The 14,206-nt window shown below is 37.5% G+C and carries 16 protein-coding genes and 1 pseudogene; 16 read left to right on the top strand and 1 reads right to left on the bottom strand.

The window, feature by feature from the left end:
- Positions 1-29: 29 nt before the first annotated feature.
- Positions 30-881 (top strand): rod shape-determining protein MreC, encoded by an 852-nt coding sequence (gene mreC, locus WS44_RS01135; RefSeq protein ID WP_014565721.1) that lies wholly within the window; start codon positions 30-32, stop codon positions 879-881.
- Positions 881-1,420 (top strand): rod shape-determining protein MreD, encoded by a 540-nt coding sequence (mreD, locus tag WS44_RS01130; protein ID WP_013437617.1) that lies wholly within the window; start codon positions 881-883, stop codon positions 1,418-1,420. Before mreC ends, mreD begins: the two co-directional genes overlap by 1 nt.
- A gap of 36 nt (positions 1,421-1,456) precedes the next feature.
- On the opposite strand, the gene WS44_RS09750 is transcribed toward mreD, so the two are convergent.
- On the bottom strand, positions 1,457-1,591 hold the full coding sequence (locus tag WS44_RS09750; RefSeq protein ID WP_013437618.1) for a DUF4044 domain-containing protein: 135 nt from the start codon (positions 1,589-1,591) through the stop codon (positions 1,457-1,459).
- A gap of 92 nt (positions 1,592-1,683) precedes the next feature.
- Here WS44_RS09750 and WS44_RS01125 point away from each other — a divergent pair, with 92 nt between their 5' ends.
- The 14 genes and pseudogenes from WS44_RS01125 to WS44_RS09745 all read left to right on the top strand — a co-directional run.
- Entirely contained in the window at positions 1,684-2,013 is a 330-nt protein-coding gene (locus tag WS44_RS01125; RefSeq protein WP_013437619.1) for a DUF3397 domain-containing protein, read from the top strand.
- 172 nt (positions 2,014-2,185) lie between these two features.
- Positions 2,186-2,617 carry a division/cell wall cluster transcriptional repressor MraZ gene (gene mraZ / locus WS44_RS01120; protein WP_013437620.1) on the top strand — a complete coding sequence of 144 codons (432 nt, stop codon included), beginning with the start codon at positions 2,186-2,188 and terminating at the stop codon, positions 2,615-2,617.
- A 3-nt stretch (positions 2,618-2,620) separates the two neighbouring features.
- Positions 2,621-3,568 carry a 16S rRNA (cytosine(1402)-N(4))-methyltransferase RsmH gene (gene rsmH, locus WS44_RS01115; protein WP_046432617.1) on the top strand — a complete coding sequence of 316 codons (948 nt, stop codon included), beginning with the start codon at positions 2,621-2,623 and terminating at the stop codon, positions 3,566-3,568.
- Positions 3,569-3,581: 13 nt separating this feature from the next.
- Positions 3,582-3,944, top strand: coding sequence for a cell division protein FtsL (gene ftsL, locus WS44_RS01110; protein ID WP_046432615.1), 363 nt, complete (start codon positions 3,582-3,584; stop codon positions 3,942-3,944).
- Positions 3,944-6,130, top strand: a complete 2,187-nt coding sequence (locus tag WS44_RS01105; protein WP_046432612.1) for a penicillin-binding transpeptidase domain-containing protein — start codon at positions 3,944-3,946, stop codon at positions 6,128-6,130. Before ftsL ends, WS44_RS01105 begins: the two co-directional genes overlap by 1 nt.
- Positions 6,131-6,136: 6 nt before the next feature.
- The gene (gene mraY, locus WS44_RS01100) at positions 6,137-7,105 is read left to right on the top strand and encodes a phospho-N-acetylmuramoyl-pentapeptide-transferase (RefSeq protein ID WP_022087710.1); all 969 of its coding nucleotides are present in this window, start codon (positions 6,137-6,139) and stop codon (positions 7,103-7,105) included.
- A gap of 3 nt (positions 7,106-7,108) precedes the next feature.
- Complete coding sequence (gene murD, locus WS44_RS01095; RefSeq protein ID WP_046432610.1) at positions 7,109-8,488, top strand: UDP-N-acetylmuramoyl-L-alanine--D-glutamate ligase; 1,380 nt, start codon at positions 7,109-7,111, stop codon at positions 8,486-8,488.
- Position 8,489: 1 nt separating this feature from the next.
- A complete protein-coding gene (gene murG / locus WS44_RS01090) occupies positions 8,490-9,596 on the top strand; it encodes an undecaprenyldiphospho-muramoylpentapeptide beta-N-acetylglucosaminyltransferase (RefSeq protein WP_013437626.1) in 1,107 nt (368 codons plus the stop codon).
- A 16-nt stretch (positions 9,597-9,612) separates the two neighbouring features.
- Positions 9,613-10,470, top strand: coding sequence for an FtsQ-type POTRA domain-containing protein (locus WS44_RS01085; RefSeq protein WP_013437627.1), 858 nt, complete (start codon positions 9,613-9,615; stop codon positions 10,468-10,470).
- Between the two features lie 62 nt (positions 10,471-10,532).
- Complete coding sequence (gene ftsA / locus WS44_RS01080; protein ID WP_013437628.1) at positions 10,533-11,888, top strand: cell division protein FtsA; 1,356 nt, start codon at positions 10,533-10,535, stop codon at positions 11,886-11,888.
- Positions 11,889-11,903: 15 nt separating this feature from the next.
- Entirely contained in the window at positions 11,904-13,262 is a 1,359-nt protein-coding gene (ftsZ, locus tag WS44_RS01075) for a cell division protein FtsZ (protein WP_046432608.1), read from the top strand.
- Positions 13,263-13,281: 19 nt separating this feature from the next.
- Positions 13,282-13,719 (top strand): cell division protein SepF, encoded by a 438-nt coding sequence (locus tag WS44_RS01070; protein ID WP_013641731.1) that lies wholly within the window; start codon positions 13,282-13,284, stop codon positions 13,717-13,719.
- The gene (locus WS44_RS01065; protein ID WP_013437631.1) at positions 13,719-14,021 is read left to right on the top strand and encodes a YggT family protein; all 303 of its coding nucleotides are present in this window, start codon (positions 13,719-13,721) and stop codon (positions 14,019-14,021) included. Before WS44_RS01070 ends, WS44_RS01065 begins: the two co-directional genes overlap by 1 nt.
- Positions 14,021-14,107 (top strand): annotated as a pseudogene (locus tag WS44_RS09745) (RNA-binding protein); the annotation flags it as partial. The gene WS44_RS01065 and the pseudogene WS44_RS09745, both read left to right, overlap by 1 nt.
- Positions 14,108-14,206: the final 99 nt, after the last annotated feature.

The following is a 14,206-nucleotide window of genomic DNA, read 5'->3' as shown; positions in this document are numbered from 1 at the left end:
TGCCGGTTTTTCTTTGGGATCAATTCTTAATGAAAAAATTTCTGCAAAATAAAAAATTATTATCAGCATTTATTATAGTTATCGTTGTTTTAGTCGTTTTAGGTGGAAGCGTCAGTTTACGCAAGAAACGTAATACACCATTACTGATCCAAAGCTTAGGCAATGATATTGTTGCTTTAGGTACAAGGATTGTTGATATTCCTGTTGGCTGGGTTTCTGGCGGCTTGAACAGTGCTCATGACATTTTAAATACTCAAGAAGAGAATAATCACTTAAAGCGTGAAGTTACTAACTTGGGTCAAACCAAGGTACGGAATTCGGCTCTTGAAAAAGAAAATCGTCAATTAAAGTCTGCATTGAAACTAAAGGACACATTGAGTGGATATACCTTAGTTAATGCATCAGTGATTTCGAGATCACCTGATACTTGGTCAGATTTATTGACTATTAACAAGGGTAGTTCTGCAGGTATTAGAAAGAACATGGCCGTTATGTGTGGTGGCGGTGTTATTGGCCGAATTATTGAAGCCAATGCTGCTTCATCTAAGGTTGAATTAATTACTACAACTGATGAATCAGCTAACCGTTTCGCAGTGCAAGCAGATGCCGTTAACGGAAAAACAGTGCACGGAATTATTACTGTTACTTCTAATAATAATTTAGCCTTTACTCAAGTAGTTGATGGCCGTAAGTTAAAGGCTGGTACTAGAGTTTACACTAGTGGTATGGGTGGCAATTCACCTAAGGGCTTATTAATTGGTACTGTAACTACTACCACGCGTGATTCTTTCGGCTTGTCTGACCAAATTAGAATTAAGCCAGCAGGCGATATTAATGATCCTTCTGTTGTCACAGTCATTGAAAGACAGGTGGCTAACTAATGTCTATTTTTCGTAAATGGGTTTTAGCTATTGCTATGTTTGTCGCATTGATTATCGATGGTATTTGCTCATTTTATTTGCATCAGTTCATGAACTATGGCAGCTTCGGTGCAGCCAGTGTGATTTTGCCAATCAGTATGATGTTGATTGGGCTATTCGATGATACAAATGAAAATGAAATTTGGCTGGCAATCGGTACAGGAATCGTGGCGGATGTTTATTTCTATGGCATTATCGGTATCTATACTGTATTTTTACCGGTTAGCTGTTGGCTTTGCCAAAGAATCGCACGCTTCTTACCTGAAGTTTTTTGGGCAAGATTAATAGTAATATTGCTTGGAACTACAGTTTTTATTGCTTATAGTTGGCTGATCTTTAAAGCGGTAGGTTTTGCTGATGTCTCAATGCATGCATTATTATTATCATTATTAGTCAACTTAGGCTGGTCTACTTTAGTTTTTACTCTTTTGTATTGGATTTGGGGCAACTTAGCACAAGATTATCCATTCTTAATTGATTTGAATGCTTATCGAGTATAAATAAAAAAGACACGGAAAATTTTTCCGTGTCTTTTTTTAAAACATTCCTGCACTGGCCATTGCACCAACAGCTCCAGCGATAACTGCTGCTAAGGTAATGAAAGCCATTAGCCATGCCATGACAATAGTCAATTTTTGAAAACCAGATTTCTTTTTCTTCTTTCGTGCCATAAAAAGCCCTCCTATTTGAACAATATTTTATGCTTATTAATAGTTTTTTTCAAATCAATTGTAGTTTAGAATAAAGGAATGGAGGAACTTTTATGCTTTATATTTTCCTAATGCCGATTATTGGTTTAGCGGTTGCTTTTGTAATCAATTTATTATTTCCACATGCGCAGTTTAGAGGCTACGATGTTTTGCCATTCTTTTTCATCGCGGGATGCAATTTAATTACGGCGCATATGAATCAACCTTCTTTTTTACCATATGGCTTTTTGATTTATTTTATTTTGGTTATCGTTGTTTCACTGAATGATGCGATAAAGAATAAAAATATTTCTTTAAGCAAAACATTACGCAAATTATGGGACTATTTAGCCGCATGTACTAGTTTATGGTACGTGGGATTATTATTAATGATGCTTATATGAGATAGATCTTATTTGTATATACGAAAGGTGCAAAATGATAATATTTTGCACCTTTTTTAAATTTTGTAAAAAGAAAAATTATAAATAAATCTAAAAATCTGTATTTTTTGCCCATGCAGGTGGTAGAGAGTGGTGAATTGTGGTAAATTATTTAGTGGAAGGGGGCTAGACCATGTTCATGGGTGAATACCACCACAATCTGGATAGCAAGGGTCGTTTAATTATACCAGCGAAACTGCGTGAACAGATTGGCGACAAGATGGTGTTCACGCGAGGAATGGAAGGCTGCATTTTTGGCTATTCGATGGACGAATGGTCAAAGATTGAAGCTAAATTAGCAAAACTTCCGTTGACTAAGAGGAATGCGCGTAAATTTATGCGTTTATTCTACTCTGGTGCGATGGAATGTGAGTTTGATAAGCAGGGTCGCGTTAATCTGACAGCAACGCTCAAAGACCATGCTAAACTCATAAAAGAATGTGTCATTATAGGTGTTTCTAACCGAATTGAAATTTGGTCTAAGGAGCGTTGGGATAGCTTCGAAGAAGAAGCTAACGAAGACTATGATGACATTGCTGAAAATTTGGACGACATTGAACTATAAAATATGAAATTCAAACACACCAGTGTACTCTTACATGAAACTATCGACAATTTGAAACCAAAAAACGGTGGTCTTTATGTAGATGCAACTTTTGGCGGTGGTGGGCATGCAAGATATTTGCTCAGCAAAATTGACACCGGTACGTTGATAGGTTTTGACCAAGATGAATACGCAATAAAATCGGCAAAGTTGAACTTTGCTAATTTATTGGAACCGGATAGTGAACCTAAATTGAAGCTCGTACATGACAACTTTACGAATCTGCAGCGGGATCTGGTTGAGCTAGGTTATTCAGATGGCATAGATGGCATATACTATGATTTAGGTGTCTCATCCCCTCAGTTTGATCAGGCTGATCGCGGTTTTTCATACCGCTATAATGCTCGGCTTGATATGAGGATGGATCAAAGTCAAAGCTTAGATGCTTATCAGTTAGTTAATACTTTAAGTCAAAAAGAACTAGCGGATATTTTGTACAAATATGGAGATGAAAAATTCTCCCGTCAAATAGCTCACAAAATCGTGGAAAGACGTAAGGATAAGCCAATTGTGACAACTTTTGAACTGGTTGACATAATTAAAGAGGCAATCCCTGCATATGCACGAAGGACAGGAGGACACCCGGCAAAGAAGAGTTTTCAAGCTTTGCGAGTGGCCGTTAATCATGAATTAGATGTATTGCAAGCTTCTCTGGAAGAAGCAATTAAGGTCTTAAGACCTGGCGGTCGAATCAGCGTGATTACATTCCAGTCTCATGAAGACAAAATCGTTAAAAAGATTTTTAAGAAGTATTCAGAAGTAGAGGTGCCAAGAGGGATGCCTTTTGTACCAGACGATATGAAACCAACGCTGCGTTTGGTTAATCGCAAACCAATTACCGCCTCGACTTCGGAGTTAGAGAAAAATAACCGCTCACACAGTGCAAAACTACGGGTTGCAGAGAAGTTATAAAGAGGAAAATGTTATGGCTGACAGTTCAGCAAGAAGAATAGAATATGAACCAAGTAAGCAAAATGGTTCTAAGAAACGTCAACGAATTATCCTTGATCCGCGTAAAGTTCCTTATAATTGGGTAGAAAAAACTTTATTAATTGTTGGAAGCGTGATTACGCTTGGGATGATGATTTTTTTAGTTTCTTCTAGCATTTCTGCAACTTCGGCTCAACATGAGTTGACAAAAACACAACAGTCAGTTGCTAAGGAACAGAACAGGGTTACCGATTTACGTCAGGAAATTGGTGAGTTGACCTCCACTACGCGTTTGAACAAGATTGCGCGTCAAAAGGGCTTAACTCTTATTAATAAAAACATTAGGACAATTCGCTAATGAAAAAAAACAGTAATTTAAAATTACAAAAATCCAAAGCCCACAGCTACCGCTTTACAGTGGGGAGATTTCTCCAAGTAGCTGTCGCTTTGGTTTTTCTTGTATTTACGGCTAGATTTTTATATATAGGTATATCCAAAACAGTTAATGGGCAGAACTTATCCGCACGTACCAAGCAGCTTTATAAGCGTAATCAAGTTATTAAAGCAACACGTGGTACGATATATGATCGGAATGGATTAGCAATTGCGGAAGACTCACATTTATATACTATTTACGCGATTTTGGATAAGTCATCTTACGCGATTTTGGATAAGTCATCGATCAACTACAAGAATAAGCCAGAATATGTTGTGAATAAGTCTGAAACAGCTGAAAAGTTGGCTACAGTTTTGCCGATGTCGGCAGATAAAATTTATCGCTATTTGAATCCCAAGCAGAAGGCTTTCCAGGTTCAATTTGGTACAGCAGGTAGTGGATTAACGAGTAAGCAGAAGAAAAAGATTGAAGCTATGAAATTGCCAGGAATCAAATTCTTAGCTACGCCATCAAGACTTTATCCTAATGGTAATTTTGCTTCTCACATTGTTGGTTTAGCTCAGCCTGTATATGATAAAAAGACCAATGCACAAAATTTGGTTGGTACTATGGGAATTGAGGCTTACTTCAACAAGACTTTAACCGGTACTGATGGTTACAGAATTTCCTCAGTTGATGCTTCAGAATATCAAATGCCTAATGGCAATCAAGTATATAAGCCAGTTAAAAATGGTAATAACTTATATTTGACGCTTGATTCACAACTGCAAAGTTATCTTGAATCACATATGACTGATGTACAAAAAGCATATGATCCTACTTCGATAACTGCAGTTGTTGAAGATATGAAGACTGGTAAAATTTTAGCAGCTTCACAGCGTCCAACATTTAATCCTCAGACTAAGAAAGGTTTAACCAAAGCATATCGTAATATCTTGGTTCAAGATACTTATGAACCAGGTTCTGTATTTAAACTTCTTTCTTTTTCGGCAGTAGTTAATAGTGGCAATTACAATCCGAATGAATATTACCGTTCAGGATCAGTAAATGTCGGTGGTTCAACTATCCATGACTGGTTGACTTCTGGTTGGGGTACGATTCCATTTTCACAAGCATTTGAGCGTTCAAGTAACACTGGTTTTGTTAAGCTGGAACAAAAGATGGGTGCAAAGACTTGGAATAAGTACTTAAAGAAGTTCCACATTGGTCAAAAGACTGGAATTACACTTCCGGGAGAACAACCTGGCTTCATTTCATTCAAGACGCCAGTTGATCAAGCCGTTACTGCATTTGGTCAGGGTGTAAATGTTAATGTAATGCAAATGATGCAGGCATACAGTTCATTGGCTAATAATGGTCAAATGGTAAAGCCACAATTAGTTGATAAGATTACTGATTCTAACGGTAAAACCCTTAAGGGCTATGAGATCAAAAAAGTTGGTTCAAAGATTTATAGCAACAAGACTAAAAAAGTTGTTTTGGCCAATATGAAGAGAGTGCTTAATAAGCAATCTGGTACTGGTAATGCCTACAAGATGGGCAATGCAGATATTGCTGTTAAGACCGGTACTGCTCAAATAGCTAATCCAAAAGGTGGTGGCTATTTGAAAGGTGATAGCAACTACATCTTCTCAGTAGTCGGTGTTTACCCAGGTAGCAATCCACGTTATTGCATTTACTTGACTCTTAAGCAGCCTCATTTAGGTGGCGGTGCTACTGCTGAAAAGATCTTGGCATCTATCTTTAAACCAATGATGAGCAGAATCATCTCGATGTCTAAAAACGATAATTCTTCAACCACTGTTGAAGTACCTAACTTTAAAGGCATGACATATAAGCAGGCTGCAACTAAAGCAAATCAAGTTGGTTTGAATATAGTTAAAGTTGGCAGTGGCAAGCGTATTACTGATCAAGGCATCAAGAAGGGCGAAAGATTAGAGTCAGGCGATAAGATATTTGTATCTACGTCAGGTAAAGTGACTTGCCCAGACATGCGTGGCTGGAGCATTAACGATTTACATGAGTTCTCGAACCTCACAGACGTTAAATTTAGTATAAAGGGAACCGGAACTGTTGCTAGCCAAGATGTGGCTAAAGGGACAGAAATAAAGGCCGAGAAGAAAATAAAAGTTAATTTAAAGGAGTAGCATAGAATGAATATTATGCTGGCAAGCTGTATTGCTTTAGTTAGTTCACTGATTTTGACAGTGATTTTTATACCGTTGTTGATTAGATTTATGCGTTCACACCATGAAGGACAAGAAATTCGTGATGAAGGTCCTAAGTGGCACCAGAAAAAATCTGGTACGCCAACTATGGGAGGAACAGTTTTCGTTATCGCTGCTGGTATTTCCGTTATTTGGGTTGCTGCATGGCAACATAATTTGAACAAAGTAGTCTGGATTTTGGTTATCAGTTTGTTGGGCTACGGTATAATTGGTTTCCTTGATGATGGAATCAAACTTTACTTCAAGCGTAATTTAGGTTTGAGAGCATGGCAAAAATTAGCTCTTCAAATTATTATTGCGATTGTAATTGTTATGATTGCTGCAAGTGATCATTTCCAATTTGGCTTGTACATTCCTTTCGCCGGAGTTGTACATAGCGTAGTTTTATTCATCATTTTCATTATTTTCTGGTTGGTTGGTTTCTCAAACGCTGTTAACTTGTCAGATGGACTTGATGGTTTAGCAACTGGCTTATCGGTTGTGGCTTACGGTACTTATGCTTATATTGCATTTAAACAAAAGAATTTTGCTGTTTTGGCCTTTTGTATGAGTGTAATCGGTGGTTTAATTGCCTTCTTTATTTTCAACCATAAACCAGCTAAGATCTTTATGGGGGATGCTGGTTCCCTTGCTTTAGGTGGCGGTTTGGCTACTGTAAGTATCATGCTTAACAAACCATGGTCACTTTTGCTTGTCGGAATTGTCTTCGTTTGCGAAACTGCTAGTGTAATTTTGCAGGTAATTTCATTCCAAACAACAGGTAAGAGAATCTTTAAGATGACTCCTATTCACCACCACTTCGAAATGCTGGGCTGGTCCGAATGGAAAGTTGACACTGTATTTTGGATTGTTGGTTTAATTGGTAGTATTTTGTATTTAGCAATTTGGGGATAAAAAATGAAGGATATTAAAACTTATACTGATAAGAATATTTTAGTTTTAGGTTTAGGAAAAAGCGGTTTTGCTGTTAGTGAGTTGCTCTTAAAGTTGGGCGCAAAATTGACTTTAAATGATAAAGCTGATCTTGATAAAAATGAGAAGGCACAAGAATTAAAGGCTAGAGGCGTTCGCGTAATTGGCGGGCATCACCCAGTTGATCTTCTTGAAAAAGAACACTTTGATTATTTAGTTAAAAACCCAGGTATTCCTTATGAAAACCCAATGGTGCAAAAGGCTGAGAAATTAAGTATTTCAATTATTACTGAACCAGAAATTGCTCTAAGCTGCAGTGAGGCGCCTTATGTTTGTGTAACAGGTTCAAACGGTAAGACTACTACAGTAATGCTTACTCAAAGAATTTTGGATCACCATTTGCAAAAATCTGGTCACCACGCTTATGCCGTTGGTAACATTGGTGTGCCAATTTCCGAAGTTGTTCCTAAGGCTACTAAAGACGATATCTTAGTAGTGGAAATTTCAAGCTTCCAACTTCTAGGTGTAACTGACATTGATCCTAAGGTTGCAGCTATCGTTGATATTTATCACAATGTTCACTTGGACTACCACAAGACCTTTGAAAATTATGTCAACGCAAAATTGAACGTAACTAGAACCCAAACTAGTGACGATTACTTTATCGCTAACTATGATCAAAAGGACATTTTGGCTCAAGAAAAGAAAGTATCTCCAGCTAAGATGCAAACTTTCTCAGAAACTGATCATAATGCAGATTACTTTATCGGTGATGAATATCTTGAAAGCCAAAACGAAAAGATTATGAAGATTGCTGATATCAAGTTGCCAGGTATCCATAACTTGCAAAACAGTTTAGTAGCGATCGCTATTTCTAAGATTATGGGTGCTGACAATGATGATATTGCAGCAGTTTTAAGCACTTTTACTGGTGCTAAGCATCGTTTGCAATATGTAACAACACTTGATGGTCGCAAGGTTTATAATGATTCTAAGTCAACTAATATTGAAGCTGCTACGGTAGCCATTCCTGCATTTAAGGAACCAGAAGTATTAATTGCTGGTGGTCTAGATAGAGGATTCACCTTTGACGATTTGGTACCATTATTTAAGAAGCACGTTAAGTCAATCGTTCTTTATGGTGAAACTAAGTATCTTTTGGCTGATGCAGCTAGAAAAGCTGGCATTAAGGATATCGTGATCGTTAATACCCTTCAAGAAGCTGTTCCAAGAGCTTATGAATTGACTGAACCTGGCGACGTATTATTGTTCTCACCAGCATGTGCTTCATGGGATCAATTCAGAACCTTCGAAGAACGTGGCGATTACTTTGTTAGATTTGTTAAGGAATTAAAGACTAAATAAAATGAGAGTTATATTTACAGGCGGCGGCACTGGTGGCCACATTTACCCAATCATGGCAATTATTGAACGTTTGAAAGAACGCGGAATTAGCAAAAACGATGAAATCTTGTTTGTAGGTACGCAAAAGGGTCTAGAATCAAGAATCGTTCCTGCTGCTGGGGTTAACTTTAAAACCATTAAGATTCAAGGCTTCAACCGTAAGCATCCGTTGAAGAACTTTGAGACGATAAAGTTGTTCTTGCAAGCTACCAAGAGTGCACGTAAGATTTTGCAAGAATTTAAACCAGACGTTGTGTTAGGTACTGGCGGTTATGTAAGTGGTGCGATGGTTTATGAAGCTGCCAAGATGCATATTCCAACCATGATCCACGAATCAAACTCTGTAGTTGGTTTAGCTAACAAGTTTTTAGGTCACTATGTTGACAAAATTTGTTACACCTTTGATGATGCTGCCAAAGAATTTTCTGAAAAGAAAAAATTGGTTAAGACAGGTAATCCTCGTTCACAACAAGTTTTAGGCTTGCACGAGGAAAAGATCGATTTGAAGAAAGAATGGGGTCTTAACCCACAAATGCCAACAGTGTTGGTTTTTGGTGGTTCACGTGGTGCATTGGCAATCAACCGCATCATGCTTCAGTCATTAATGACACTTAAAAAGAAGCCATATCAAATCATCTGGGCTACAGGTACTTATTACTTTGACTCTGTTCAAAAGAAGTTAAAGGATGTTGATATTGGTACAAACATTAAGATTTTGCCATATATTAAGAACATGCCTGAGCTTTTGCCACAAATGACCTGTGTTGTTTCTAGATCAGGTGCAACCAGTATTGCGGAATTTACTGCATTAGGTGTTCCAGTAATTTTAATTCCAAGTCCAAATGTTACTCATAATCACCAAATGAAGAACGCACTTGATTTGGAAAAAGCTGGTGCAGCATTAGTTATTCCTGAAGATGACTTAAATCCAAATAATTTTGTCTCTTCAATCGATCACATTTTGCTTGATGAAAAATATGCTCATGAAATGAGCAAAGCCTCCAAGGCTTTAGGTGTTCCAGATGCCTCTGATCAAGTAATTAAGGTAATGCAAGAAATTTCTCGTTAGAAAGCAGGTGAGGCAGATGGCCAAAAAGCCGGTAACAAAAATTGATCCAAGAAAAGAATTGTCTCCTTACTTGAATCATGAATTTAATCAGCAGAAAAATAGCCGCAAGGGACAAGCCAAGATCTCTGCCTCGCTTTCTAGTCTGCAAGCCGAAAGACGTCGTTCATTGAGACGCAGACTAGGTTTAATAATGACTGTTTCAATTTTGGCAGTTGTAGGTTTAGGCTATTATATTTCGCCCTTAGCAAATATTAGTACGGTTAAAGTAGTAGGTGCTGATGATTTGCCAATTAAAGAGGTTGTTAAGGTCTCTAAAATTAAAGCAAGCGATAAGGTTTTTGATTATTTGTTCCAGCAGAAAGACTTAAGTCAAAAGCTGTCCAAGAAATATCCTGAAATTCAAAGTGCACAAGCTCATTTAGGCCATGTTAATCAATTGATTTTACAGGTTAATGAGCGGCCAACAATGGGATATTTGAAAGATGGAGATAATTATCGCAAGATTTTAAATAATGGCCAAATCGGCAGTAAGTCTTTAACTTGGTCAAAGGTAGATCAAGTTAAACCTATTTTCGTTGGTTATAACAAATCAGGTTTCTTAAAAGAAGATTTAAAGTTGTTTAATAGTTTACCTAAAAACTTCAGAAATCAGGTAAAATTATTAAGTGGGAACACTAGACGAAATTCGCAAATTATTTTTGTCATGAAAGATGGCAATGTAGTTGTTGGTAATGTTGTTACTATCAAAGATAAAGTTAAATATTACGACCAGATTAAAGTCAAGGCTGGTAAGAACAGCTTAATCGATTTGGAAGTAGGCGCATTTAGTAGACCTTTAACTTCTAGTGAGAAAAAGGCTTACGGTATATCGTAACTGCTATAAATGTTTATCTATGTTAAAATTTTTCCAGGGCAAATATTAATGGGGGCTTAATTTTGGAGAATTCAAATCTTTTAGTGGGACTCGATATAGGAACCACAAGTATAAAAGCCGTTGTTGCAGATTCAGGTAAAGTGATCGGTGCAGTTACCACGCCTAATTCTGGCATGAGACATGGTCAAATCGTTGATATCGATCAAACTGCTGCGGCAATTAGTAGAGCACTTAAGAGTGTAGCTGAAAAGACTAACGCTAAAATATATAGCGTTGTTGCTGGGATTCCAGTAGGGATGCTGCAATTAGAGACAGCTACTGGTTTTAGCAATGTTGGCGAACAAGGCCAAGAAGTAAGTAATGGTGATGTTAAGCGTGCAATCCAATCTGCTATTAAATCTGCAGCTAAGGATAATCGTGATGCAATCACTTTCTTGCCAAGTCGCTTTTTAATCGATGGTAAGACCGAAGTTGACGATCCAAGAAAGATGATTGCTCGTTCATTAGGCGTAAGTGGCATTTTGCTTACTGCTCCTACAGGTCCATTGCACAACATTAAGAAAGCAATCGAACGAGCTGGATATCATAATAACTTCTTCGTACCAACTCCATTGGCAATTTCCAGTGTTGCATTAAACGAAAGCGAGCGCACCTTTGGGTCAGTTATTATTGACTTAGGTGGCGGTGTAAGTACTGCGACTGTAATTAAAGATGGTCAAATCAAATACGCTAACATCGACTTAGAAGGTGGCAGCGATATTACTAATGATATCTCCACTGTTTTAAGTATTTCTAAGAGCGATGCGGAACAAATTAAATTAGATTATGGTTATGCAGATCCTGATTTTGCCTCAAAGAATGATAAGTTTGCAATTAACAGCGTAGGCGCTAATGGACAACAAATGATTGATGAGGTTTACCTCAGTGAAATCATTAATGCTCGTTTGGAGCAAATTTTGACCAGATTAGGTAAAGGGCTTGCTAAGCACCATGCCTTAAAGCAACCAGGTGGTATCGTAATTACCGGTGGTACAAGCTTGTTAGAAGGCATTGATAGTTTGACGGCCAATGGTTTAAATGTAAAAGCACGTATTTATCAACCTGATCAAATTGGAATGCGTAATCCAATTTATACTGCTGCTTATGGTATTGTAAATTATTCATACAAGATGTCAGAAATCGACTATTTAGTTAACGGAGTAATTTACGGCTTTGGTGAAACCGAAGTTGAAGAACCTGTTCAAACAAAAAGTTCCAAGATTTCGAAAAGTACGGCTTCTAATAGTGAAAGTCAAGCCAAAGAAGCTTATAATAGAAACAAAATATCCGATGAAGACGCATCTTCAATGGATGAAAAAGATAATAATCAAGAAAAAACTAATGGCTTAAAGAGTTTCTTTAAGAAATTCTTTGATTAAAGGTGGTTAAATTTAATGGATTTTACATTCGATTCAGACGACAATAAAAATGCTGTCATCAAAGTTATTGGTGTTGGCGGTGCCGGAGGCAATGCTGTTAACCGAATGATTGACGATGGTGTACAAGGAGTTTCCTTTATTGCAGCAAACACTGATGTGCAAGCATTAAACAGCAATAAAGCTGAAAACAAGATTCAATTAGGACCTAAATTGACACGTGGTTTAGGTGCTGGTTCACATCCAGAAGTTGGACAAAAAGCAGCTGAAGAAAGTGAACAAACAATTGAAGATGCACTCAAGGGTGCAGATATGATCTTTATTACCGCTGGTATGGGTGGTGGTACCGGTACTGGTGCAGCTCCTGTAGTAGCCAAAATTGCACGTGAGACTGGTGCTTTAACTGTTGGGGTAGTTACACGTCCATTTAGTTTTGAAGGCCCTAAGCGTTCAAAAAACGCCGCTGAAGGTATTACTCAACTTAAGCAATACGTTGACACTTTAGTTATCATTGCTAATAACCGTTTGCTTGAAATGGTTGACAAGAAGACCCCTATGATGGATGCCTTCAAGGAAGCAGATAATGTCTTGAAGCAAGGTGTTCAAGGTATTTCAGACTTGATCACTTCAACTGACTACGTTAACTTGGACTTTGCCGATGTTAAGACTGTTATGGAAAACCAAGGTGCAGCCTTGATGGGTATCGGTCGTGCTAGTGGTGAAAACAGAACTGTTGAAGCAACTAAGCTTGCTATTTCTTCACCACTTCTTGAAGTTTCAATCGATGGTGCTAAGCAAGTTCTTCTTAACATTACTGGTGGTCCTGACCTTACTTTGTTTGAAGCACAAGATGCATCAGAAATCGTTTCTAAGGCAGCTGGCGATGACGTAAACATTATCTTTGGTACTTCAATTAATCCAAACTTAGGTGATGAAGTTGTTGTAACAGTTATTGCTACTGGTATTGATTCTGAAGCCGAAGAAGCTGCATCAAAGCAATTACCAGGACGCAGTCACCAAATTAAGGCTCAACCTAAGAAGGCTGCTGAATCAGAAGCTAATAAGACAGTTCAACCTGAAACTGAAACTCAACCAGTTGATCGGCCACAAACTGTTCACCCAGCTTCTGAAACAGAAGAAAAGCATGAAGCTCCAAAGCAAACTATGGTAGATCCTACTAGTGTTTGGGGTTTGAATGATAATCAAGATAATCAAAGAAGAAATGCCAAGCTTGCTGAACCAAAGAAGGATCAAGAAAGTTTTGATGCTTTTGGTAATGATGGCCAAGACAGTATTTCTCAAATTGAAACTAGTGCTCAAGATGACGATGATGATAACAGTGATATCCCATTCTTCAAGCATCGTGGCGAAAACTAGTAGTTGGAGGTAAATAACGATGGCTTTTGATAAATTAGGCAGATTCTTTGGAATTTCAAACGATGATGAATTGGAAAATGATGAAGAATATGCTGCTCAGAGTAACGAAAACAACGAAGATGTACCTCTAAATTCTGTAAGCCGTGATAATGTAGTATCAATTAAATCCGGTTTAAATTCATCTAAGAGCAAAATCGTGTTGTACGAACCTAGAGTTTATTCAGATGCTAAAGATGTTGCACAAAACTTGCTTAACAATAAAGCAGTGGTGATCAATTTTAGTAGAATGGAAGACGACTCAGCTCGTAGAATCGTTGATTTCATTACAGGCACGGTTTATGCCTTGAATGGTGAAATCCAACGCATCGGTGATCGAATCTTTTTGGCTACGCCACCAAAGTTTGTCACTGATGGAAAAATTAGTGATTTAGTGGATAAGAAAGATAATTTAAGTTAATGTTCAACGTAATACATACAATTTATTTAATTCTTACTTGGATATTATGGCTCTACAGTCTTTTTATCGTAATCGATGCAATTATGAGTTGGTTGCCAATGTTGCGCAACTCAGCTGTGGGGCGCTTCTTAGATAAAGTTGTTAATCCATATCTAAACTTATTTAGAAGAGGCCCACTTGCTAGATTAGCTTATTCAACGGGGATTGATGTTTCTCCAATAATTGCGTTATTCATTTTGTATTTCGTACAAAATTATGTCTTGATTTGGATTTTTAATCTTTTATTGAGGCTAGTAGGTTAATGGAACGTAGACAAGCAAGTAAGTTTTACCCACATTTTAATCAAGAAGAAAGACCAGTAATTGACTATTTTACTGGTCTTTTTAATGGCTCTTTGTCAAATGGTGTTGATAAAAGTCAATTAAAAATTAAATAATAGGGAAAGGCATTAGGCTGCTAAATAGTAGTCTGATGCTTTTTCTTTAAT

The sequence above is a fragment of the Lactobacillus sp. N54.MGS-719 genome (genome assembly GCF_000980505.1).
Classification (GTDB): Bacteria; Bacillota; Bacilli; order Lactobacillales; family Lactobacillaceae; genus Lactobacillus; species Lactobacillus amylovorus.
Note: the sequence above shows the minus strand (reverse complement) of the source record. Positions and strands in the feature narration are given on the sequence as shown.

Bases quoted from the DNA above. Each gene is read 5' to 3' on its own strand.
- murD (WP_046432610.1), top strand. From the start codon at position 7,109: ATGAAGGATATTAAAACTTATACTGATAAGAATATTTTAGTTTTAGGT.
- ftsL (WP_046432615.1), top strand. From the start codon at position 3,582: ATGGCTGACAGTTCAGCAAGAAGAATAGAATATGAACCAAGTAAGCAA.
- WS44_RS01070 (WP_013641731.1), top strand. From the start codon at position 13,282: ATGGCTTTTGATAAATTAGGCAGATTCTTTGGAATTTCAAACGATGAT.
- mreD (WP_013437617.1), top strand. From the start codon at position 881: ATGTCTATTTTTCGTAAATGGGTTTTAGCTATTGCTATGTTTGTCGCA.
- WS44_RS01085 (WP_013437627.1), top strand. From the start codon at position 9,613: ATGGCCAAAAAGCCGGTAACAAAAATTGATCCAAGAAAAGAATTGTCT.
- murG (WP_013437626.1), top strand. From the start codon at position 8,490: ATGAGAGTTATATTTACAGGCGGCGGCACTGGTGGCCACATTTACCCA.
- WS44_RS09750 (WP_013437618.1), bottom strand. From the start codon at position 1,591: ATGGCACGAAAGAAGAAAAAGAAATCTGGTTTTCAAAAATTGACTATT.
- rsmH (WP_046432617.1), top strand. From the start codon at position 2,621: ATGAAATTCAAACACACCAGTGTACTCTTACATGAAACTATCGACAAT.
- mraZ (WP_013437620.1), top strand. From the start codon at position 2,186: ATGTTCATGGGTGAATACCACCACAATCTGGATAGCAAGGGTCGTTTA.
- mreC (WP_014565721.1), top strand. From the start codon at position 30: ATGAAAAAATTTCTGCAAAATAAAAAATTATTATCAGCATTTATTATA.
- WS44_RS01125 (WP_013437619.1), top strand. From the start codon at position 1,684: ATGCTTTATATTTTCCTAATGCCGATTATTGGTTTAGCGGTTGCTTTT.
- mraY (WP_022087710.1), top strand. From the start codon at position 6,137: ATGAATATTATGCTGGCAAGCTGTATTGCTTTAGTTAGTTCACTGATT.
- WS44_RS01105 (WP_046432612.1), top strand. From the start codon at position 3,944: ATGAAAAAAAACAGTAATTTAAAATTACAAAAATCCAAAGCCCACAGC.
- WS44_RS01065 (WP_013437631.1), top strand. From the start codon at position 13,719: ATGTTCAACGTAATACATACAATTTATTTAATTCTTACTTGGATATTA.
- ftsZ (WP_046432608.1), top strand. From the start codon at position 11,904: ATGGATTTTACATTCGATTCAGACGACAATAAAAATGCTGTCATCAAA.